The 21,671-nt window shown below is 57.7% G+C and carries 18 protein-coding genes; 11 read left to right on the top strand and 7 right to left on the bottom strand.

The genetic code is table 11. From position 1 onward, the window contains the following. Positions 1-180 precede the first annotated feature (180 nt). The 4 genes from yidC to rpmH all read right to left on the bottom strand — a co-directional run bounded on the left by yidC (position 181) and on the right by rpmH (position 2,774). On the bottom strand, positions 181-1,878 hold the full coding sequence (gene yidC / locus LSG25_RS15915) for a membrane protein insertase YidC (RefSeq protein WP_232741877.1): 1,698 nt from the start codon (positions 1,876-1,878) through the stop codon (positions 181-183). A gap of 123 nt (positions 1,879-2,001) precedes the next feature. Continuing rightward, positions 2,002-2,235 (bottom strand): membrane protein insertion efficiency factor YidD, encoded by a 234-nt coding sequence (gene yidD / locus LSG25_RS15910; RefSeq protein WP_232741876.1) that lies wholly within the window; start codon positions 2,233-2,235, stop codon positions 2,002-2,004. Then, on the bottom strand, positions 2,232-2,594 hold the full coding sequence (rnpA, locus tag LSG25_RS15905) for a ribonuclease P protein component (RefSeq protein WP_232741875.1): 363 nt from the start codon (positions 2,592-2,594) through the stop codon (positions 2,232-2,234). The genes yidD and rnpA overlap by 4 nt, the downstream gene beginning before the upstream one ends. 45 nt (positions 2,595-2,639) lie before the next feature. Continuing rightward, complete coding sequence (rpmH, locus tag LSG25_RS15900) at positions 2,640-2,774, bottom strand: 50S ribosomal protein L34 (RefSeq protein ID WP_232741874.1); 135 nt, start codon at positions 2,772-2,774, stop codon at positions 2,640-2,642. Between the two features lie 401 nt (positions 2,775-3,175). On the opposite strand from rpmH, the gene dnaA reads away from it, so the two are divergent. The 5 genes from dnaA (at position 3,176) to LSG25_RS15875 (ending at position 10,721) form a co-directional block, all read left to right on the top strand. Further along, complete coding sequence (gene dnaA, locus LSG25_RS15895) at positions 3,176-4,603, top strand: chromosomal replication initiator protein DnaA (RefSeq protein ID WP_232741873.1); 1,428 nt, start codon at positions 3,176-3,178, stop codon at positions 4,601-4,603. A gap of 2 nt (positions 4,604-4,605) precedes the next feature. Further along, positions 4,606-5,715, top strand: coding sequence for a DNA polymerase III subunit beta (gene dnaN / locus LSG25_RS15890; RefSeq protein WP_232741872.1), 1,110 nt, complete (start codon positions 4,606-4,608; stop codon positions 5,713-5,715). A 92-nt stretch (positions 5,716-5,807) separates the two neighbouring features. Beyond that, the gene (gene gyrB, locus LSG25_RS15885; protein WP_232741871.1) at positions 5,808-8,258 is read left to right on the top strand and encodes a DNA topoisomerase (ATP-hydrolyzing) subunit B; all 2,451 of its coding nucleotides are present in this window, start codon (positions 5,808-5,810) and stop codon (positions 8,256-8,258) included. A gap of 186 nt (positions 8,259-8,444) precedes the next feature. Next, positions 8,445-10,265 (top strand): ATP-dependent endonuclease, encoded by a 1,821-nt coding sequence (locus tag LSG25_RS15880; RefSeq protein ID WP_232741870.1) that lies wholly within the window; start codon positions 8,445-8,447, stop codon positions 10,263-10,265. An 84-nt stretch (positions 10,266-10,349) separates the two neighbouring features. Continuing rightward, a complete protein-coding gene (locus tag LSG25_RS15875) occupies positions 10,350-10,721 on the top strand; it encodes a helix-turn-helix domain-containing protein (protein ID WP_370635892.1) in 372 nt (123 codons plus the stop codon). Between the two features lie 507 nt (positions 10,722-11,228). Here LSG25_RS15875 and LSG25_RS15870 read toward each other — a convergent pair. Continuing rightward, on the bottom strand, positions 11,229-11,672 hold the full coding sequence (locus LSG25_RS15870) for an antitoxin Xre/MbcA/ParS toxin-binding domain-containing protein (RefSeq protein ID WP_232741868.1): 444 nt from the start codon (positions 11,670-11,672) through the stop codon (positions 11,229-11,231). 774 nt (positions 11,673-12,446) lie between these two features. Here LSG25_RS15870 and LSG25_RS15865 point away from each other — a divergent pair. Further along, a complete protein-coding gene (locus LSG25_RS15865) occupies positions 12,447-13,301 on the top strand; it encodes an MT-A70 family methyltransferase (RefSeq protein ID WP_370635891.1) in 855 nt (284 codons plus the stop codon). Here LSG25_RS15865 and LSG25_RS15860 read toward each other — a convergent pair. Together LSG25_RS15860 and LSG25_RS15855 are read right to left on the bottom strand one after the other, a co-directional pair. Next, positions 13,286-13,993 (bottom strand): BglII/BstYI family type II restriction endonuclease, encoded by a 708-nt coding sequence (locus LSG25_RS15860; RefSeq protein WP_232741867.1) that lies wholly within the window; start codon positions 13,991-13,993, stop codon positions 13,286-13,288. The two genes, LSG25_RS15865 and LSG25_RS15860, sit on opposite strands and share 16 nt — an antisense overlap. A 473-nt stretch (positions 13,994-14,466) precedes the next feature. Further along, entirely contained in the window at positions 14,467-14,742 is a 276-nt protein-coding gene (locus LSG25_RS15855) for a DUF6471 domain-containing protein (protein ID WP_232741866.1), read from the bottom strand. A gap of 232 nt (positions 14,743-14,974) precedes the next feature. Here LSG25_RS15855 and LSG25_RS15850 point away from each other — a divergent pair, with 232 nt between their 5' ends. The 5 genes from LSG25_RS15850 to LSG25_RS15830 are packed head-to-tail and all read left to right on the top strand — an operon-like array spanning position 14,975 to position 21,658. Next, positions 14,975-15,829 (top strand): hypothetical protein, encoded by an 855-nt coding sequence (locus LSG25_RS15850; protein ID WP_232741865.1) that lies wholly within the window; start codon positions 14,975-14,977, stop codon positions 15,827-15,829. Then, complete coding sequence (locus LSG25_RS15845) at positions 15,822-17,846, top strand: Mu transposase C-terminal domain-containing protein (protein ID WP_232741864.1); 2,025 nt, start codon at positions 15,822-15,824, stop codon at positions 17,844-17,846. Before LSG25_RS15850 ends, LSG25_RS15845 begins: the two co-directional genes overlap by 8 nt. Continuing rightward, complete coding sequence (locus LSG25_RS15840) at positions 17,843-18,862, top strand: TniB family NTP-binding protein (protein ID WP_232741863.1); 1,020 nt, start codon at positions 17,843-17,845, stop codon at positions 18,860-18,862. Before LSG25_RS15845 ends, LSG25_RS15840 begins: the two co-directional genes overlap by 4 nt. Then, positions 18,859-20,736: a TniQ family protein gene (locus LSG25_RS15835; RefSeq protein WP_232741862.1), complete on the top strand. Its 1,878-nt coding sequence runs from the start codon at positions 18,859-18,861 to the stop codon at positions 20,734-20,736. Before LSG25_RS15840 ends, LSG25_RS15835 begins: the two co-directional genes overlap by 4 nt. A gap of 31 nt (positions 20,737-20,767) precedes the next feature. Beyond that, the gene (locus LSG25_RS15830; protein WP_232741861.1) at positions 20,768-21,658 is read left to right on the top strand and encodes a hypothetical protein; all 891 of its coding nucleotides are present in this window, start codon (positions 20,768-20,770) and stop codon (positions 21,656-21,658) included. The last annotated feature ends 13 nt before the right edge of the window (positions 21,659-21,671 follow it).

Below are 21,671 nucleotides of genomic sequence, written 5' to 3'. Positions count from 1 at the left end.
CGATAATGCCTGCGTCACAGTATGCGGCAAGCGCGCTCAGCCTGGGAGATTTGCCGAATTCCGGAACAATGAAGTTTTTGGATTCAGATATGGCAATCTGGAATAGAAAGGCCCCATGCGCCTTCCGACGCATGGGGCCTTTCCTTCTTCCTATGTATGACGCCGAAACCGCCCGCGTCGCTAACGGTGCGCGGCGGCGTTTTCCTTATCGAGCTTGTGCATGATGTAGCGCTGCTGTGCAATCGACACGGCATTGTTGATGCAGTAATACAGCGCCAGGCCGGCGGGGAAGAAGAACATCATTCCACCGAACACCAGGGGCATGACCAGCATGAGCTTGGCCTGCATGGGGTCTGGCGGCGCCGGGTTGAGCTTGATCTGGAGGAACATCGTCGCCGTCATGATGGCGGGCAGGATGAACCAGGGGTCGCGCACCGACAGATCGTGAATCCAGAGTATCCACGGAGCGCCGCGCATTTCCACGCTGCCCAGCAAGACCCAGTACAACGAGATGAAGACCGGTATCTGTATGACCATGGGCAGGCACCCGCCGAGAGGATTGATTTTCTCGGTGCGGTACATTTCCATCATGGCCGCGTTCATTTTGGCCTTGTCGTCGCCGAATTTGTCTTTCAGCAATTTCAGCCGCGGGGCGACCAGTTTCATCTTGGCCATGGAGCGGTAGCTGGCGGCCGAAAGCGGGTAAAACACGGCTTTGATCAGCAGGGTCAGCGCCACGATCGTCCAGCCCCAGTTGCCCAGCAGGGCGTGCAGCCAGGTCATGATCTTGAACAGCGGCTTGGCAATAATGGTGAGCCAACCGTAGTCGACCACCAGCTCGAGGCCCGGTGCCAGGGCGCTCATGGCCTTTTGATCTTGCGGTCCAACCCAGAGGCGCGAATCGACAACATGATGCTGGCCTGGATCGATCGTGCCGACCGGCTCGATGGAGCGCACGGCAAACAGATTGTTCGACAAGTGCAGCATTTCGTTTTGTCGGAGGGTGCCTTGCGGTGGCACCCAGGCGGTGGCAAAGTAGTGCTGCACAATGCCTATCCAGCCATTGTTGGCCTTTTTGATGTAGCTGGCCTTGCCCTTTTCGATATCGGAAAAGCTGGCTTTCTGGAACTTGTCTTCGCTGGAATAGATCGCCGGGCCGGTAAACGTGTGATAGAACTTCGAGGTATTGGGGGGGTCGTTGCCGTCGCGCGTGAGCTGCAGGTACAGCGAAGGATTGATGGGCGTGTTGCCCAGGTTATAGATATCGCTTTGTACATCGATATCGTAGCGATCCTTGTACAACGTATAGGTCTTGACAACCTTGACGCCATCGCTTTCGGCCTGGAACACCACCTTGATCGAGTCGCCGGTGGAACTGGCTCCCGAGGACACGAGGTGGAATGGGGTCAGGTGCGTGGGGTAGCTTTGGCCCTGGGGAGCGCCGACTACGCCGCTTTGAACAAGATAGGTCGAGTTCGGGCCGGAATCGTCCAGCAAGACCATGGGCTGGTCGGGATGCTCGGGCGAGTTGAACTTGAGCAGTTCCGCCCTGACCAGTTGTGCGCCCAAGGTATCGAAAGTCAGCTTGTAGACGTCGGTCTTGATGGTGACTTTTTCAGAGGTGCTGGCAGGAGCCGGGGCATTGCCGGGCACAGTCGCCGCCTGGGGCTCGGTCTTCGCGGCTGGAATTCCGGAGGGGATGCTGGCGTTCACGGACGCGTTGGCAGCCGGCGCCGGCTTGGGGGCCTCGGCGGTCTGAGTTGCGAACGGGTTGCCTCCAAATAGCGAGGGCTTGCCGTTATGAGTCTGCCAGTTGTTCCAGAGGAGCAACAGCGAGAAAGAGAAAATCATCCAGAGGACGGTGCGTCGGATATCCATAGCGCCTGTATTAGGTTAAAGCTGAGCAAAAAGCCCATCAGTTTAACGTAGCTCAGCTGAATCGCAGATGAGCGGAAGAACGTCTAAAAAACGGCGGCGTGTCAAGGGCTTGAACCGCCGGACCTACCGGTGTTTGTGCTTCGGGTCCGGCACCGGGTCGAATCCACCCGGACACCAGGGATGGCAACGGCCAATGCGTCTGGCCGCCAGCCACAAACCGCGCAGCGGCCCGTGCACTTCGATGGCTTCGATGGCGTAGGCCGAGCACGTTGGGGTAAAACGACAACTTCTTCCCAGCCAGGGGCTGAGAAAATACCGATAAAACCGGATCGGTGCGATCAACACTGCTTTCATCATCGCAGGGCTCGATCCAGAAGGCCATCCACTTCCTGGCGCACGATTTGCTTCAGCCCTGTCAGCGAGACGGCATCGACCCGGGAATGGAGCCGAAACACAAAGTCGTGCAAGGGCAATTCATGGCGCCGGTGGCGAAACGCCTCGCGGATGACGCGCTTGATGGCATTGCGGGTCACGGCGCGGGCGGCAAAACGCTTGGCAATAATCAGCCCCAGGCGTGCGCAGCTTGCATCGACCTGGGCTTCGCGAGGCGTTGTTACAACAAACAACGCCCCTCTGGCGATACGCTTGCCTTTAAGGGCAGAGGCGTATTCCGAGGGGCGGTGCAAGCGCGCCGCTGAAGGAAGCGTCGCACGCATGGGCGTTTGCGCCAACAGGCTAGCTGCGAGTGCCAGCAGGCCTTATTAAACGGCCAGGCGTTTACGGCCTTTGGCACGGCGCGCGTTAAGCACGGCACGGCCACCGCGGGTTTTCATGCGTACTCGAAAGCCATGGGTACGCTTGCGGCGGGTGACGGAGGGTTGGTAAGTGCGTTGCATGGATAATCCAAATAAAAGAGCTGCCAGGAGCCTGTAAAATGTTTACCGTATTCAGTGTTGCATCAACAATTGCCGCCGATACGCGTCAGGCGCATGCCTTCTACAGCATGCCCTGTACATACAGTACGTAAGGGAGAAATGCCTGCAACGCCTTCCGGCATTGCGTTTCAGCACTTATGCGGGTGCCGTGAATGGGTGCCAAAGCGCCACCATACGTGCCGCCACACAAGTGCCAATATAAGCGCCTGGGTGTTAAAAATTCTTGAAAAGCCCATCATTTCATCAAATTATTCGCGTTTAGTCAAACCCTTAGCACAAATACTAGGGCTCGAACCGAGCCCGCCTTGTGGATAACTACCCCCTCAACAGGGTAGAATCGAGGTTTACAGAAGCGGCAGACAATGAAAGATTTTTGGCAGACCTGTGTTCAACGTTTGGAGCAGGACCTTCCCCCACAGCAGATTAGTGCATGGATTCGCCCATTGGTTCCCCTTGCGTTCGATACGGCGCAGGCGGTACTGCGGGTTTCTGCGCCCAATCGATTCAAGCTGGACTGGGTGCGCAAAAATTTTTCCCGCCAAATCGAAGTCCTGGCCTCCGAGTGGTACGAGCGTCCTGTGCAGGTAGTGTTCGAACTCGCCTCGTCTTCGTCCTCGCAGTCTTCGTCGGCCGCTGCCCCTCGTGCCCCAGCGGCCGTTTCCGCTCCCGAATCCCCAGGGGCTGGCGCGGCGCCCGCCCGGGCCGACGCCGCGCCGGCCGCGACAGTCAATGTTGCGGCCAATGTCGCCGCCGAGGCCATGCACGATCGGTCGCGCCTGAATACCGACCTGACTTTCGACAACTTCGTTACCGGCAAGGCCAACCAGCTGGCACGCGCGGCGGCGCTGCAGGTCGCGGAAAATCCGGGGGTGTCGTATAACCCCCTGTTTTTATATGGCGGCGTCGGCCTGGGCAAAACCCACCTTATCCATGCCATAGGCAATGCCTTGCTGCTGGGCGGCGCCGGTACTCGCGTGCGCTATGTGCATGCCGACCAATACGTGTCCGATGTAGTCAAAGCCTATCAGCGCAAGGCTTTCGATGAGTTCAAACGTTATTATCATTCGCTCGATTTGTTGCTGATCGACGACATTCAGTTTTTTGCCGGCAAGAATCGCACCCAGGAAGAGTTTTTCTACGCTTTCGAAGCCATGGTGGCGCAGCGCAAGCAAATCATCATTACCTCCGATACCTACCCCAAAGAGCTGGCCAATATCGACAGCCGCCTGATTTCCCGCTTCGATTCGGGCCTGACCGTGGCAATTGAACCTCCCGAGCTGGAAATGCGGGTGGCCATTCTGCTGCGCAAAGCCGAGTCCGAGGGTGTCACCATGCCCGAGGAAGTCGCCTTTTTTATTGCCAAGCATCTGCGCAGCAATGTGCGCGAGCTTGAGGGGGCATTGCGCAAGGTATCGGCATATGCCCGTTTCCATGGCCGCGAAGTCCTGACCGTCGAGGTGTGCAAAGACGCGCTCAAAGACCTGTTGTCGGTGTCCAATGGCCAGATCACCGTCGAAAATATACAAAAGACCGTTGCCGATTTTTATAAAATCAAGGTGGCCGACATGTATTCGAAACGCCGGCCTGCCAATATTGCCATGCCGCGCCAGGTGGCCATGTATCTGGCAAAAGAATTGACCCAGAAAAGCCTGCCTGAAATCGGCGATTTGTTCGGCGGGCGCGATCACACCACGGTGCTGCATGCCGTGCGAAAAATTTCGGATGCTCGCTCCAAGCAATCCGAGCTTAACCATGCTCTACACGTATTAGAACAAACCTTAAAAGGATAACCATGCAACTCGTACAAACGACTCGCGATGCATTGTTGAAACCGTTGTCGACGGTGGCGGGAATAGTCGAAAGAAGAAATACGTTGCCGATTCTGGCCAACATACTGTTGCGTAAAGAGGGCAACAAGATCGCCTTTATCGCCACCGACCTTGAAGTTCAGATCACCACCCACGCCGAGTTCGGCGTGGGTCCCGAAAACGAATCGACGACCGTGGCGGCGCGCAAGCTGCTCGACATATTGCGGGCTTTGCCCGAGTCGGGCGATGTGAAGCTGGGCCTGGCCAGCGCCAAGTTGTCGGTACAGTCGGGCAAAAGCCGTTTTGCCTTGCAAACCCTGGGCGCCGCCGAATTTCCGACCCTGTCGCAGCCCGAGAAGTGGGACGTGTCGTTTTCCCTGCCGCAAAAAACGCTCAAGCACCTCTTCAATATGGTGCACTTTGCGATGGCCCAGCAAGACATCCGCTATTACCTGAACGGCCTGTTGTTCGTGTTCGAACCGGGTTACGTGCGTGCCGTCGCCACCGATGGCCACCGCCTGGCGCATAGCGGCACAGCGGTCGAGGGTATCGAGGTCAAGCAGGATGTCATCGTGCCGCGCAAAACCGTGCTCGAAATGCAGCGCCTGCTGGGCGATACCGACGAGCCCGTGGCCATCGACGTGGCGCCTGGCCAGATTCGTTTTCGTTTTGGCGAAGTCGAACTGGTGTCCAAACTGGTCGAAGGCAAGTTTCCCGACTTTACGCGCGTCATTCCCAGCAATTACACGCGGCATTTTTCGGTCAGCCGCGAAACCTTGCAGGGGTGCCTGCAGCGGGCCGCCATTCTTACCACCGACAAGCTCAAGGGCGTACGTCTGCAGCTGTCGGATAACCAGCTCAAGATTTCCTCCACCAATGCCGAGCAGGAAGAGGCCCAGGAAGAAATCGATATCGATTACAGCCACGAGTCGCTGGACGTGGGCTTTAACGTCAGCTACCTGCTCGACGTGCTGGCCAATGTCAAGACCGAGGCCATCCAGTGGTCGGTCCAGCCCGATGTCAACGCGTCGGCATTGATCACACTGCCCGACGACGATCAGTTCAAGTATGTCGTGATGCCCATGCGCATTTAAGCGACGTTCAATCAATGTCGTATCAGCCGGCCTGGCCTTGCGGGCCAGACCGGAGTGCAGCCGCAAGGCTTTTATAAGGTTTTAAACACGCTATGTCAGATCTAACCACGAATTCCGCCGTTGCAGGATACGGTGCCGACTCGATCAAAATGCTGAAAGGGCTCGAGGCTGTGCGCAAGCGTCCCGGCATGTATATTGGCGATACGTCCGATGGCACCGGCTTGCACCATATGGTTTTCGAGGTTGTCGATAACGCCATTGACGAAGCGCTGGCCGGCTATTGCGACGATATCGTCGTCACCATCCATTCCGATAACAGCATCTCGGTCAGCGACAATGGGCGCGGCATCCCCACCGGTATTCATAAAGACGACGAATTCCATCGCAGCGCGGCCGAAATCGTCATGACCGAACTGCATGCCGGCGGCAAGTTCGACCACAACTCCTACAAGGTTTCCGGCGGCCTGCACGGCGTGGGTGTGTCCTGCGTCAACGCCTTGTCCGAATGGCTGCGCCTGACCATCTGGCGCAACGGTGAAACGCACGAAATGGAGTTTCATCGTGGCGCTCGGGTAGAGCCTCTGGCCATAACGGGCACGACCGACAAAAAGGGAACCCGGGTCCAGTTTCTGGCGGACGATCAGATTTTCGAGAATATCGAATATCACTACGAGATCCTTGCCAAGCGCCTGCGCGAGCTTTCATTCCTGAACAACGGCGTCAAGATCCGCCTGGTCGACGAGCGCCAGGACAAAGAAGAAAACTTTGCTTTCCTGGGGGGCGTGAAGGGCTTTGTCGAGTTCATCAACCGCAGCAAAACCGTATTGCACAGCAATGTGTTCTCGGTCAGCACCGAGTCCACCATTGGCGACACCACCGTCGGCGTCGATGTTGCCATGCAATGGAACGACAGCTACACCGAAACGGTATTGTGCTTTACCAACAACATTCCCCAGCGCGACGGCGGCACCCACCTGACGGGCCTGCGCGCGGCCATGACGCGTGTGTTGAACAAATACATCGCCGATAACGAAATGGCCAAGAAGGCCAAGGTCGACACCACCGGCGACGATATGCGCGAGGGCCTGGCCTGCGTCCTGTCGGTCAAGGTGCCCGAGCCCAAGTTCAGCAGCCAGACCAAAGACAAGCTGGTTTCCAGCGAAGTGCGGCCGGCTGTCGAAGAGGCGGTGGCGCGTACGCTGGAAACCTGGCTGCTGGAAAATCCCAACGACGCCAAGGCGCTGTGCAACAAGATCATCGACGCCGCGCGTGCGCGCGACGCGGCCCGCAAGGCGCGTGAAATGACACGCCGCAAAAGCGTGCTGGAAGGCGCGGGCTTGCCCGGCAAGCTGGCCGACTGCCAGGAAAAAGATCCCGCCCTGTGCGAAATCTATATTGTCGAGGGCGACTCCGCCGGCGGATCCGCCAAACAGGGCCGTGACCGCAAGTTCCAGGCCATTCTGCCTTTACGCGGCAAGGTCCTTAATGTGGAAAAGGCCCGCTTCGACCGCTTGATTTCCAGCGAGCAGATCACCACGCTGATTACCGCGCTGGGCACCAGCATCGGCCCCGATTTCAATATCGACAAGCTGCGCTACCACCGCATCATTATCATGACCGATGCCGACGTCGACGGCGCGCACATCCGCACCTTGCTGCTGACGCTGCTGTATCGTCAAATGCCTGTGCTGGTCGAACGCGGGCACATCTATATTGCCCAGCCGCCGCTTTACAAGGTCAAGGTAGGCCGCGAAGAGCGCTATCTGAAAGACGATGCCGAAGAAGCGCAATTCATGCTGCAGGTGGCGTTGAAAGACGCTTCGTTGATCCCCGCGGATGGCGCAACGCCCATTACCGGCGATGCATTGGCCGAACTGGCACGTCAATACATTCTGGCCGACACGGTCATCAATCGTTTATCGCGCTACACCGATATGGCGTCCCTGTCGGCCATGGCCGAAGGCGTGGAGATCAGCCTGATCGATGCCGAACAGGCCGCCGCGTCCGCCAAGCGCCTGCAAGACGCGATCGACGACCCATCCGTTCCAAACGGTGTCACGGTTACCGCCGAGCACAACGAAGAAGCCGATTCATGGCGCCTGGTGGTGCATCGCATGCACCATGGCAATGTGCGCGTCAGCGTCTTTGATCGCAGCTTTGTGCGCGGAGCCGACTACGCCATTCTTGCCAAGGCCGCCAAAACCTTCCTGGGCCTCATGGGCATAGGCGCCTTGGTGGTGCGCGGCGAGGGCGAAAAGCGCAAGGAAAAGTACATTTCCGACTTCCGCGAGGCCATGCAATGGCTGCGCGGCGAGGCCGACCGCAGCATCAGCAAGCAACGCTACAAAGGCCTGGGCGAAATGAATCCCTCGCAGCTCTGGGAAACCACCATGGACCCCACCGTGCGCCGCTTGCTGCGCGTACAAATCGAAGACGTGATTGCCGCCGATGAGGTGTTTACGACCTTGATGGGAGATAACGTGGAGCCGCGCCGGGCGTTTATTGAAGCGCACGCGCTGCAGGCGGGCAATATTGATGTTTGAGGGTTTGTTGGATTTCGGAAAAGTTGGCCAAGTGTTGCAGAAAAAGTTGGCCATTCATAGGAGCAAAGGGAATGACCGCCTGATTTGGCGGTCATTTTTTTGACCGGAAAGGCCCCATCCATTGCGTGGTGAGCCTCTGCAACTCTCAGTCGAGCGTGTAACATTGGCTCACAATAGGAGGGTGAAATGCATAAGATCGGCTTTATTGACATCGTGGGCCTTCGGGCATGCCAGCATGTAAGCTTGCCAGTGGAGTCCTTCACCCCACTTGTCGGGCAGAACAATGCTGGAAAATCGACAATTCTGTTTGCCCTCGCCTGGGTGCTGAAACCAAGCGCTCTAACGGAATCTGACTTTTCAAAGACCGACCAGCCCGTGGTTGTCACCGCACGAATCGATGGCATTACCGACGAGATCCTGGAACTAATTCCGGAGCCAAAGCACCGGGCGGCTATCGCGCCCTACTGCGCATCCGGTTCCATATGGATTCGCGTTGTCGCCAACGAGCCCGGAACCAAGAAGGTCGCATGTGAAGTCTTCGATTTTGAAACGTATCAGGGCAACGATCTCCCCCTAGCATGGAGGCCCTATCCAACGGGGTTACCGCAGGCAGTTTCGGCTTTACTGCCGGACGCCCTCTGCATCGATGCAATGGAGGACCTCGGAGAAGATCTCGGTAAGGCGAAGGCGGGCAGCACAATGAAGTCGTTGCTGGACCTAATCATGAACCCCATTGTCGAAGCACACGCTGACCTAACCGCAGCCATGCAGACCGTTCGGAGCATCCTCAGTGTGGGAGGGGAGTCGCGATCCGGGCTCCTGAAGGCCTTTGACGAGGGAGCAACAGAGGCTCTCGGAAATTTCTTCCCGGGACTTACGATTGAGTTGGGCCTGCAAACGATTGAGATCAAGGAGTTCTTCAAAGCGGGCAGTCTGAATATCACCGACATGAGCACAGGTGACCGCAGGACATTCGACCAGCTCGGTACCGGTGCACAGCGGGCCATTCAGATGGCATTGATACGGCATCTTGCTGATCTACGCATCGGAGAGAAACCTGGTGCTGCCCGCCGCCTTCTCCTCATCGACGAACCTGAGCTATATCTTCATCCACAGGGAGTCAGGCGGCTTCGGCAGGCGCTTGCTGCTCTGTCACAGAGGGGCTTTCAAGTCGTCTATGCGACGCACTCGCCGCTCATGTTGAGCAGGGAGAACGCTGCTGATGCAGTGATCGTGCACAAGGACACGGCAGAGGGGACGTTGGCTCGTGTCCCTCTACGGCACGCCGTTACTGCTGCGTTGGAGGAAGCACAGGCTCAATCACGAACATTGTTCGAATTGGGGAACCTGGCTGAAATCTACTTTTCGGATCTCGTAGTTCTGTGCGAGGGGAAGACGGAGAGGCGCCTGCTCCCGCTACTCTACGAACGACTGCGCGGTCGGCATCCTGAACTTGACCAGATTGCCTTCGTCGCCGTTGGGGCATGTTCAGACATCCCCAAGGCGTTACCGGTGCTGGCAGCCATGGGTATCCGGGCTTGCGCCATTGCGGATCTCGACTTTGCCTTCACAGAAGCACGCAAAGGGCAGAAATCTATGCTCCCGAAGGACGATGCTACTCTTGTACGCAGCAAGGCCGCACTGCAGCGCCTGCAAGCTCAGCACGGATTTCCGCTGGGCGGCAATGGTCTCCCGACGAAAGACAAGACCGGATGGCAGGCAGCAGATACCTGGGCAATTTTTGCTGCGGACCCAGAAGGAGCTGAGATCTCAACCAACTTGCACGATACGCTGCGCGCGCGAAACCTGTGGCTCTGGAAGGTCGGCTGCATCGAGAACGTTACCAACCACCTGGAGAAAGGCGAAGAAGCAATCTTGGCGCAAGAGCTTGCCATTGAATCCATGGACGCGCAGGCCCTCGAGGCCGCCATGCCGGAAATTGGACGCTGTTTTGATTGGCTTGATGGGCTGCATGGCAGTCCCGCTTCGGAGCGGAGCGTTGTCTAATCTCCGGCAGTGGGCCATTAGGAGAATTTGCAACTCTCGTCCCCCATTGCGCTTCCCTGCTTTTCGGGTCAGCCAGACGGTAAGATGAACGGCTCGTCGGGCATCACGCCCGGAGCCTCACATCACCCTACGAGGTTCCTCATGCACTCATTACTTGCCAGCTTGGTTACTATGCGAAAGGCCAGCGACCTGACTCAGGACGAGCTAGCAAGACGCACCGGGTTGAGTCGGACTACCATTCAGCAGACGGAGTCTGGGACAACGGACCCGCATTTCTCAACGTTGTTCGAAATAGCTCGGGCTCTTGGCATGGACATCATGGTTGTCCCTCGGCCTCTACGCAAAGAGCTGGAGTGGTTCATTCAAGCGGAAGGCAAGTGCCTAGGCCACCCCCCTGGTATCAGCGCGCCTCTCTCTATCGTTGACGAAATCGTACGGGGGAACAACTCCAGATAATAAATAGGGCCATGATGATCCCTGGCAAACGAGCCACTGCGCCATCTACCGTCGTGCTCAGAGAACGGGCGTCAAAAAACGCGCGCACCTACAGCAGGCTCTCTGGACGAACCTGCACATCGGCAACCTCCGGGAACTCATCGTCTGGCCCTAGTGGGCCCTCAGCTCGCCACTGAACCAACAACTCCAGCATGTTGCTCGGCGCAACGATAGGTTCAACGATGATGCGTTCCCCTTCACGCCAGATCCGTACACGCTCACCTGGTAGCTCATACTCAGCTGGGATGCGCACAGCTTGACCACCATGATGGCGAAATAATCTGGCCTCACATGGTTTGGAAGACGGGTTGGATGTGTTCAGAACAGTACTCCCGGTTGCACCTACGCTATCGTAGACTCGCGAGAGCGAGGGGGGAAGCCATGTTAACTCGGAACAAAAAGCAATTGCTATCAATGACCTGCAAGGGGTAGGGTTACCACTAGGCGTACAGATAGAGGAACCGCGCCTCAAGCAAAAATTCCCTCAACCGCTCGGATGATCCGCTCCTCCACCAGATACATCCCGGGCGTAGTCATGATCATCTCGAAGGGCGTTTGTCCATCAAATATATCTGGCCGACTCAGCCAACGTCTTGCCGCCTCGCCCTCACCAAACAGAGATTCTGCTACTAAAGTGATATGCACCACGCGAAATAGTCGCTCACTTTCCTCTCCAGTGAGCCGCTGCCCGGCGACTGCCCGCCGCCGGAGGGCGCGCAGAGGGACGATGCGGTCCCGTTCGATTGGGGTAATTTCGCCTCGTTCGCACAGATCCACGAGACCCTGAGCAGGGAACCCGGCAACAATAAGATCATGAATCCGCAACCAGGAGGCATCCTCCCGAACCCCAAGGAGGGCGTGCAGCCGACTGTGGTAGATCTGCTGCTCTTCTCCTCGTAGCGCTGCGAACATGGCTGCTCTCCACCGAACCTGCGCCGAATAGGGCCTTCCATCAAATTATCACGCAAACTCGGCCCACGGGGCTAGCAGCCGCACAGAGAAGCAGGCGACCTCAAGCTTAGGCACCACGCTGCAGCGAGTACCCCCAATGCCGCTCCCAGATCTCCTTCTATACTTCTGTCGGAACGGTCGGTGTGACGCTCGCGACAGGTTCTCAGGGAATCACGCGTACGCGCCATCTTCCTCTCACGGCCTCAAGCCATACCACTGAGGCAGGCTTTCAGCCCTCGGCGCTGCGCCTCAAACCACCCTCGATCACGCACACCTGCTGCACCGCATCCGGGTGCGAGAGCTCGCCCCTGCAGTAGTACTTGCTTTCTTGCAGGCCACCTGAATTGCACGCAGCGCCGCTTCGGCATGGCCGGAGGAACCTGCGGCAAGACCCAGTACTGCGCAGATGGAGACAGCGCACCGCATATTCGAACTCATCAAGGACGGCAAGCAGAAGCACAGGGGTACCTCACGGCGGCTTGGCAGACCGCAGTGCGCCTGGGCCGGGCGGGGCACACTGGCCCAGCCCTCGCATGAGGCTACCCGTTACGTCCAACAAACGTTAGTTATGCGAGTAGCTTAGATAAATAACTGGATTTATATACAGTAAAATATTAAAGTACCGATGACTTGGCAAGCCTGCTGCTCTCTGTTGTGTAACTGCACTTGCGATCTTCTTGCAGTAAATGGATAATTGGATCTGTCATTAGATCTCACTTTCAAGAAGGCCATAGGATGGAAAAGGACTCGAATAACACGGACAATCGCTACGCTCCTCTTCCCATGGTGGCAGGGGGGTTTTCAACAGTTCTAGCCGATCCTCCCTGGCGTTTCACGAATCGCACCGGCAAGGTTGCACCCGAGCACCACAGGCTGGGGCGCTATGGCACTATGTCTCTGGATGAGATCAAGTCATTGCCGATATCTCGCGTCCTTGCGAAAAACGCACACTTGTACCTCTGGGTACCTAATGCTTTGCTACCCGAAGGCCTGGATGTTATGAGGGCGTGGGGTTTTCGGTACGTCAGTAATATTGTCTGGGCTAAGCGGCGCAAGGATGGCGGTCCAGACGGGCGCGGCGTGGGGTTCTACTTCCGAAACGTAACAGAATTGTTGTTATTCGGTGTCAGAGGCTCGATGCGAACACTTGACCCCGGTCGATCTCAGGTCAACATGATAGAGACGCGCAAACGCGAACATTCTCGTAAACCTGACGAGCAGTATGAGCTGATCGAGGCCTGTTCACCTGGCGCATACCTTGAGATGTTCGCTCGGTACCCACAACCAGGCTGGGCTTCCTGGGGTGACGAGTCAGCCGAGAGCGTAACCCCGCGCGGTATCGTGCACAAAGGCTACGCTGGTGGTCCCATGATGCCAGATTTACTGCCTCATGAGCGAGTCACTGGCGAGCGGGCCGCAGACATGGGCAGTCAGCTGCGAGCTCTCTACGAAGACGGCCAAAGCGTGCGAGACCTTGCTGTAATGACTGGGTATCCCATTCAGCGGGTACGAGCGTTGCTCGCTGCAGCAGGTACGGTATTACGGTCACAGGGCCATCACCACTCGAATGTTGATCACGCTCTAGTGTAAGGTTCTCCATTCCAGGTAGCATGACAAGCAGCCACAACCAAAAGCGGACAAGTCCCCATCACCCCTCGTCGCACTCTCAGTTGAACCTTTTCGAAATTTGTCGTGGTAGACGTATTCAGGTCAATTGGAAGGCGTGGATCTCTTTCGCCTTCGGAGAGCGTTTGTTGATATTCCGCCCATATCCGTTCCGCTAGAGCTTTTAGTGGTTCACGGTCTTGGGTGATCAGAACAGCCGCAGATATGACACCAGCTTCATGCCAAGCACGGTATGCAGAAAGGTCGCGATCGATATTCCCGTCTTTTGCATTCCATTCCACATCAACGACGACCCGGCCTTTGAAATTATCTACAAGGTAGCCTTCCTGATGGATAGGTTCTAGGCGAGCACGTTCGCTGCCCCCCTTGTTGATCAGTATCCCCTGGGTTTCCAAGTCAATTCGCGTCTCAATCCAGCCCCGGCTCTGGAGCATACCGTCAAGGATCTTGGGTACCATCCCCCTATTTCCACCTCTCCGCAACCATGTAGAAGGGGCCAAAGCGAAGGTCTGCAGCACATACACAATGTCCGCCCACTCATCAGGACACACCGATTTCATGATGGCGCAGGCTGAATTGGTTTCCATCATTTTCCAACGGTCCCTGAACGCAGGGATCAAGATGGAAGCATCGTTAAACGTATCTGTTTCGTACATGCTTTAGCTCATTGTGACGATAGCTAAGTCTAGCCCATATTTAACTCGCCTCGGTACAACACGGGAGCTAACTTTCATGAATTAGGGCCTCGTCGGTTCTAGCTCTTGATTGCTACGTCCTCTTTTGCACGGAGCCGACGACGCTGCAACGCACAACTTCAGAGCTCAATCCGTATACCAAACTCACGGCGGGGCGGCCATGTGCTCGCTGTTTGGTAAACGGTTCAGCCACCTACTGTCGCTCATCTCCCGCGAGCTCTTCATCACATGAGCCTTTCTCGCATTACCCACACACGCGACACACCACAACTGTTGCAAGCCGCCATTGATTTCAGTAGAGTAGGAGCCCTACAGCAGTAACTATTTGATTTTACTGATTATTTGTACAGCCTTCTACCTCCGTCAACCCGGATGCCCCCTTTTTGTGAGAGGGTACCTATTCGGGTGGATGGGGATAAATGCTTGAAAATCAACTATTTGCGGGACTCCAGGTCTTCGATCACTTCCTGGACGGCAAAAAGGTAAGCTGCGGAGAAGGTGCCTTTCCTGCGCTTGGCCGACAGGCCCTTTTCCGATTCGCGAATCCCCCGCTTAACCAGTTCATCGCTGATGGTCTTCAGGCGCAGATCCTTCTCCGCGATCAGTGCCCTCAGAAATCCAGCCACTTCCCTCTCGTACTTCTCCAGGCCCGCACTCTTCGGCTTGGCTCGGGGCGCCTTCATTGGGGCGGGGGTCTGGCTGTCCGTCATGTGCTACTCCAGGGTCAATTACAGGCGTTTCGCGAAAATATTACCAATCATAATGCGGCTCCCCCAATCATAATTGGTATCACAGAAATCTTGTGGATTCGGCTGCCTATACGAAAAACCAGCAGCAAACTCAATGAGTTTTTCGTGAATCCACATCGCAAAGCACCACATCATCAGGCGTACCCACCGCCCACATCACACACGCCGCAGGGCCTGTTCGACGGAGCGGCCCATGGCTTATAGAACCCGAATCAATCCGCTGGGCGCCCCTCGCCAAGTGGGACGCCGCGGCGCCCTACGGCAAACCACCTTCCTGCGCCTGGAGAAAAACGACGCCCTGCTGACTGTAGAGAGCGCCCTGGAGGTACTCCTTGCGAAGCTCTTGGATCTCTCCAACGATGTGACGGAGATCCAATACCAGCCTTGCACCATTGATATCGCGCACGAACGATTGCTCCTCACACATGAGGCGCTTCAGGAGCATCGCACCGAGTTGAAACGTGCAGGTCTGAAGGGTGTGTTTTACACGCCGGATCTGCGCGTGACATGGAAGGTGGCGGTTGGCACCACCATCGAGCTCATCGAGGCGAAGGATGCTCAATGGGTGCCTGATCACCAGGATGAGTACGCCCACAAGCTGCGCTGCACGCAGCAGCTCCTCGAATCGGTCGGCGCGCGCTTCGGCCTGTATGAGGCAAATGTCCGCAATCTCTACCGCTCGCCCTTTGCTTCGAACATCTACAAGCTGCACGCGACAAAGCTGCGCCGCCAGGATGCCATGGGCACGGTCAGCCCCGATTATCTCGACTACCTGCATCACCGTGAGCACTGGCTCACCCATCTGAGCGATCGGGGCGAGAGCACCATCCTCGAGCTCGCCGAGTCGGTCGGCACCACCGCCTGGGCGGTCTGGCACCTGCTCATCGATGAACTCGCAAGCTGCGATCTCACGACTGCGGCACTTGGCCCGAACTCTACCATCTGCGCCGTCCCGCCGCCTGGCCACGCCGAGGCGGCCACCGTCACGCCCTTTCGCGCTGCGCTCCTTGGCATGAGAAATCGCACATGGGAGCAGGCCCATGTATGACCTCACAGAACTAAAGGCGGGCCATGTCTTCGAGGGTCGCGATCAAAAATTCTTCGTTGCCGACATCAACCGCGCCATCAACCAGATCGTCCTGCAGAATACGAAGACCGGCGAGCGCACATATGTTGAGCTCAACCATCTGTACGGTCAGGTGCGGAAGGGCGAACTGACCTATTCCGGCTTCAATGGCCATAGTCCAGAGGCCCACGTTCGGCTGCTCTCCGACGCCGTGCTCTCCGAACACTCCAAGGCGGAATACCGTTACCGCCTGCAGGTTGTGACCGAAGTCGAGCGGCTGCTGGGCTGCGGACATGATGCCGCTGAAGCCTATGCGATGTCAGCCCAGGCCATCCCGGTACCCGAAGCGCTACGGGGTAAAGTCTTCAGCGCCCGCACGGTTCGCCGCTGGTACAGCGCGTACTGCAAAGGGAGCGAGAAGGCGCTCGCGCCAGCGCACGCACGCAAGGGCCGCACCCGCGCCGAATACAGCACGGCCCATGACGAGCTGATCCGCAAGGTCATCTACGACAACAGCGAAAAATCACGGCTCACGATCAAGGACCTGTGCACCAAGGCCAATCTGCGACTCTCGCACAAGCCAAACGCCCAGCCCGGTGAGCACATCGGGTACCACCAAGTGCGCAGGCTTCTCCTGGAGACGCCCTGGGTCATCCGCCACGCCAACAAATTTGAACCTAAGTTACGGCGCGCCATCGTGAGCTTCGGCGTGGAGAGCTACATCGTCGAGCAGCCGTTTGAGCGCGTGGAGATGGACTACGCCAAGCTCCCGATTTTGCCCATCCTAAGCGAGAGCAACCGTACAGAGGTGGAGGCCTGGGCAGCGCTCGCGATCGATATCGCCACAGGCCACTTGCTTGCCGCCGAAGTCTTCACCGCACCGCCCAACGGCATGGACGCTCTGCAGACAGTCCAGCGGGCCTGCTATGGCCTGGATGACGCGCAGTTCGAGCGCGCGGGAATCCAGAACCGCATGCAGGTGTGCGGTGCCATCACCGAAGTTGTGGTCGATAACGGCAGCGAATTCCGCAACGCATCTTTCACCCAGCTTGCCGATCTGGGCGTAAAAGTCACCTTTGCGCCCTCGTACTCCCCATACAGAAAGCCGTTCGTGGAGCGCGCTGTCGGCGCCCTGAAGGCTTTCGTTGGAAGTTTGCCTGGATCCACCGTGAACCGCGCCTCGCCTGGCGAACCAGATCTCAAGCAAGCCTCGCGCGACGCCTGCATCACCGTCGATCAGTTGCGCGATTTCGTGAACGCCTTCATTTTCGATGATTACGCACTGCGCGAGCTCAGCCGCCACGAGCTCACAACCTGCCTGCTGGGCGAGACCTCGGGCCTCACGCCCGCACAGCGAATGCAGACCAAGCTTCAGCAGTTCACCCCCGCTCCCCCCATCGCTGAGGAGTCCTTCCGGCTCGCGCGTATGGTGCGCTACGAGCGCACGCTCCAAAAATACGGCATCGAGTTCGAGACCCTGCACTACTCCAGTCCCGAGTTAAGGCTCCTGCACCAGCAGATCGGCATCAGTACCCAGTCTCTGGTCGTGCCAGACAAACTCACCATTTTTGTGGATCCACTGGATGTGCGCACCATCCACGTCGTGCACCCACTCACCAAACATCGCTTCCCGGCAGACCTGAAATATTCGCTGCCACACGCCATGACTTTTGCGCACTTCAAGGAGGCGCGCGATTTCGCACGCGCAGAATTCAAGTCGGAAACGTCGGCCGCCATCGTACGCGCCTTCCGCATCCGCGTGATGGGGGTGGTTGAAGACCTGGAGCGCAAAGCCAAAGCCGTGAGTCGGCGCGACAAGAAGGCCAAGCGCGTGAGCACAACCTTTATCTCACAGGCCAAGACGTCAGCCAAGCAGCCCGCATTGAAGGAAACAGAGCTCATGGCCACCCCGCAACTCGAGCACGCACAGCCCGCGCCAGGCGAGCTGGACATGACCAAGCTCAAGTCCGTGCGCCGAATCGGGAGGCCCGCCAAATGATGATTTCACGCGACAAGGCGGCACGGGTACGGTCGCTTCGGGCCTGTGTACAGGAGGACTTCTTCCACCACAGCTACGAACACCACTACAACTGGCTGCGATCCCTGGTGATCAGCAAATTGCACTCCGATGCGAGCACACGGGAAGTCCTGATGTTCCTTGGGCCTGCACGGATTGGCAAAACGCGCATCTTGGAGGCACTCGACTTGGAATTCGGCAAGACGCGACAAGAGGCAGACGGTCGGCGCAAGGACCTTCTGTATGTGCGCATCCCCGAAGGCGGCACCGCCGGTTCCATCCTGGGCACAATCCTGCGCACGATGGGCGAACCATACCCTGTCTCGGTCAAGATCGACGAGCTCAGAAACCGTGTGCGTCAGCGGCTACTCAGCACCGGGGTGAAGGTCGCGATCTTTGACGAGACCCAGCACATGGTGGATGAAGGCCGCAAAACCGCTGTGCGGGCCGCGTCGGACTTCGTCAAAGGCCTGATCGAGGAAAACGCGGAGGTGAGCTTTGTCTTCAGCGGGATCCCCATCAGTGCCTACCTGCGCGAACAGAATCCGCAACTGCGGGGGCGCTGCGACAAGCCGGTGTACTTCCTGCCGTACAACTGGTCAGTCACCGCACAACGTGAGCAGTTTGCCTGTGCGGTACTTGCCGTCCACGAGGCGGTCACAGCCGCAATGCCAGAGGGCTATGCCCCCGATCTCATGCGTTTTATCCAGGCTGCGTACCTTCTTGGCGGTGGGTGTTTTGGCTTTGTAATCCATTTCATGCGGGGCATGGCCAATGCGCTCGAGCAGGATGCGCAGTCCCAGTACCTGACCCATCAGCACCTGGTCACCGCCTTCGAGCGCAGCTCCCGTGACGCCGAATATCCCTTCAATCCCTTCACGTCCGATGCCGACATCACGCCCGCCATGCTGAGCCAAGCCTGGCAGCTCGTCATGACCGAGCACGGTCTGCAGCGCTTCATCGGCGCCCAAGCCCTCGTTGTAACCACCCCATCATGAACACCGTTTTCAACATCCTGCCCATCTACCCCGACGAATCCCTCGCCTGCTACCTGTTGCGGCTTGCCACCTCGGAGTCCGTCCCCGGCATCGCGGGGCTCATCGGTCATCTGAAAATCGGTTCGAACAATGCGGCGCTCAACAAAAGCGTCGAATTGCTCGCATCCTTCACGATGCAGCCCGCCAATGTGCTTCGCGGCGCAATGGTGAGCCCGACGCCGGCCCACCGCTCCCTGCGCGAAAAATTCGCACGTCTGGCGAGTAACCCCCTCTGCCCCCACTGCCTGCGCGAGGATGGCCACTTCAAACGCGGCTGGCGCCACGGCCTGGTGACTGCCTGTGCAAAGCACCGCTGCAAGCTGGTTGACACCTGCCCAAGCTGCGACCAGACCATCGACCATGGGCGCACCAACGCATTCTTCTGCAGTTGCGGCCAGGAGCTCGCCTCGATCAAACCACGGCTGGCGCAACCGTCGGAGATCTGGGTCTCGGCACATATCTCGGGCGAGAGCCACGAAGAGCCAGGCTGGCCCACTCTCGGCAACACCAAGGACACCGACTGGAAATCCTTCGATGATCTGATCTTCATGTTCGGCAACTACAGCAGCCAGGATACCGGGCCGACGTACCAATCCCGGAAAACCGGCAAATTCCATTCCGTTGAGCAGGGTGCTACGTTCCTGAAGGACGCCTGCACTTGCCTCGCTGGCTTTCCGCGGGCCTTTCACGAGGATGTGAAGCGCAGACTCGAGACGGCGGACAAGACCAAGGCCGGGCTGGCAAGCCGCCTGGGCCCCTGGTTTCGAGCCTTTCGGGCACTTACCGAAGGGGCATACCCAGAGCTGCGGGCCGTATTCGCCCAGTGCGTGGCTGAAAATTTTGATGGGCACGACTCAAAAAACCCCTGGATCTACGAGTTGGCGCCTGCGCACCACCTGAGCATCACCGAAGCGGCAAAGACTCTGGGCGTAAAGTCTGAGCGCCTGCGGGCCATGCTCTCAAACATGCCTGGCGCCAGCGGCCTGAAGGCCAACACCTTCAACACTGTGACACAGGAGCAATGTGCCTCATTCAGGCAATACCTAGGGACGGCACTCAATCAATTGGAGGTACTCAAGCGCACTGGGCTCAACGAATCGGTTCTCAAACAATTCACCCGCGTGGGTCTGCTACCCCGGCGATCGAGGCCAGACTGGGATCTGAACGTCCACAGGCCGTATGACGTGGCGGACGTGCAGGCGGTGGAATCGTTCCTGCTCGGCCTGACCGAACCAGATAAAACAGCCACGCAGACGATTTCGTTGAATGACATCAATCGACGCATCTCCACGAGCAGGCCTGCCATTGATGAGATCTTTGAGCACATTGCTCAAGGGACCCTGCAACCCATCAATGCCGGCGCAGTCACCCACCTTGGTCAACTCCAGTTCGATCGGGAGGATCTCGCCCATATCATCGGGAATTCCCAGGCCGTCACGCTCATGACCGCAGAGCAGCTGGCGCGCATCACGGGCTGGAAGCCGGAGACCATCCGCCACTGGGTGAAATCGGGCCATCTTGCGGGAGAACCCAAGGAGACCCGGGGCCGAGTGGTTTATTGGATCGGCATGCAGGCCGTCCACGAATTCATGAGGCGCTACAAAGTCGTAAGCGAACTCGCCCGTCAGCTGGAGACATCCCCAAAAGCGCTAAGCGACAAGCTACACAGGCTCGGCGTCCCGATCATCGGTGCGCAGGTCGTGTCCCCTGGCGTGACACGAGGAGGCCTGGTCGAACTCACACAAATCTTGGTGCGCAGACTGTACCAGCCGCAGCTGAACCTGCTTGACGGTGAGCTACCTGTACACCAGTTCGAAGAATTGGCCCTCTCATAACCATGTAGAATCTCTGTAACAATTGCAAAGGATGAACATCCCACAAATGGTTAGCCTCAAGTACGAAAAGCCGGAGCGCATCTTTCTGAAAGACCACCCCGAGTACAGCGAAAAGTGGGTCCAGGAGCGGATTGCCGAAGACCCTCCCATTCTCGGACTCGGCGACCTCGTCCTCAAAGACAAGGAACGCATCCACCCGAAGGCAGGCCGCCTGGACATCCTTTGCCAGGACGCCGAATCAAACCGGCGGTACGAAATCGAGGTCCAGCTTGGCAAGTCAGACGAGTCCCATATCATCCGGACGATCGAGTACTGGGACATCGAGCGCAAGCGCTATCCGCAGTACGACCACATCGCCGTCATCGTCGCAGAGGACATCACGAGCCGCTTTCTGAACGTTGTCAGTCTGTTCAATGGCTTCATCCCGATAGTCGCGATCCAAATGCGGGCCTTCCGTTTTGGGGGAAACATTTCCCTAGTATTCACGACCGTCCTCAACGAGATGCGTCTCGGGCTCGTCGAGGAAGACGAAGCGGTCGCCGATGTGACCGATCGGTCGTACTGGGAGAAGCGTGCCACCAAGCAGACCCTTTTGATCACCGACAACTTATTTGGCATTGTCTCTGCCCTCGGACCGGATCTTTCCCTCAAGTACAACAAGTTCTACATCGGCTTGGCGAAGGACGGACAGCCCAAGAACTTCGTCACCTTCCGGCCGTTGAAGGACTGGGTGTGGTTCCAGCCCAAGCTCGATAAGGACGAAGCCACTCAGGCGCAATTGGAAGAGGCCGGACTCGACTTCGAATACGACGCGAAGCACGGACGCTACCGGATCCGCATAGTCAACAAGAACGACGTCTCGAAGCATGAGGCCCTCATCCGCAGCCTCATCCAGGAAGCGTACGGGGAGCCTGGCGAATAAGCCACCGACGGAT

The organism is Paralcaligenes sp. KSB-10 (assembly GCF_021266465.1).
Taxonomy (GTDB): Bacteria; Pseudomonadota; Gammaproteobacteria; order Burkholderiales; family Burkholderiaceae_B.
Note: the sequence above shows the minus strand (reverse complement) of the source record. Positions and strands in the feature narration are given on the sequence as shown.

Excerpts from the sequence above, each read along its gene's own strand:
- LSG25_RS15835 (WP_232741862.1), top strand. The coding sequence starts at position 18,859 with ATGAACACCGTTTTCAACATCCTGCCCATCTACCCCGACGAATCCCTC.
- yidC (WP_232741877.1), bottom strand. The coding sequence starts at position 1,878 with ATGGATATCCGACGCACCGTCCTCTGGATGATTTTCTCTTTCTCGCTG.
- LSG25_RS15870 (WP_232741868.1), bottom strand. The coding sequence starts at position 11,672 with ATGTTCGCAGCGCTACGAGGAGAAGAGCAGCAGATCTACCACAGTCGG.
- LSG25_RS15865 (WP_370635891.1), top strand. The coding sequence starts at position 12,447 with ATGGAAAAGGACTCGAATAACACGGACAATCGCTACGCTCCTCTTCCC.
- LSG25_RS15840 (WP_232741863.1), top strand. The coding sequence starts at position 17,843 with ATGATGATTTCACGCGACAAGGCGGCACGGGTACGGTCGCTTCGGGCC.
- gyrB (WP_232741871.1), top strand. The coding sequence starts at position 5,808 with ATGTCAGATCTAACCACGAATTCCGCCGTTGCAGGATACGGTGCCGAC.
- LSG25_RS15850 (WP_232741865.1), top strand. The coding sequence starts at position 14,975 with ATGGCTTATAGAACCCGAATCAATCCGCTGGGCGCCCCTCGCCAAGTG.
- LSG25_RS15845 (WP_232741864.1), top strand. The coding sequence starts at position 15,822 with ATGTATGACCTCACAGAACTAAAGGCGGGCCATGTCTTCGAGGGTCGC.
- dnaN (WP_232741872.1), top strand. The coding sequence starts at position 4,606 with ATGCAACTCGTACAAACGACTCGCGATGCATTGTTGAAACCGTTGTCG.
- rpmH (WP_232741874.1), bottom strand. The coding sequence starts at position 2,774 with ATGCAACGCACTTACCAACCCTCCGTCACCCGCCGCAAGCGTACCCAT.
- dnaA (WP_232741873.1), top strand. The coding sequence starts at position 3,176 with ATGAAAGATTTTTGGCAGACCTGTGTTCAACGTTTGGAGCAGGACCTT.
- LSG25_RS15875 (WP_370635892.1), top strand. The coding sequence starts at position 10,350 with ATGAACGGCTCGTCGGGCATCACGCCCGGAGCCTCACATCACCCTACG.
- rnpA (WP_232741875.1), bottom strand. The coding sequence starts at position 2,594 with ATGCGTGCGACGCTTCCTTCAGCGGCGCGCTTGCACCGCCCCTCGGAA.
- LSG25_RS15860 (WP_232741867.1), bottom strand. The coding sequence starts at position 13,993 with ATGTACGAAACAGATACGTTTAACGATGCTTCCATCTTGATCCCTGCG.
- LSG25_RS15880 (WP_232741870.1), top strand. The coding sequence starts at position 8,445 with ATGCATAAGATCGGCTTTATTGACATCGTGGGCCTTCGGGCATGCCAG.
- yidD (WP_232741876.1), bottom strand. The coding sequence starts at position 2,235 with ATGATGAAAGCAGTGTTGATCGCACCGATCCGGTTTTATCGGTATTTT.
- LSG25_RS15855 (WP_232741866.1), bottom strand. The coding sequence starts at position 14,742 with ATGACGGACAGCCAGACCCCCGCCCCAATGAAGGCGCCCCGAGCCAAG.
- LSG25_RS15830 (WP_232741861.1), top strand. The coding sequence starts at position 20,768 with ATGAACATCCCACAAATGGTTAGCCTCAAGTACGAAAAGCCGGAGCGC.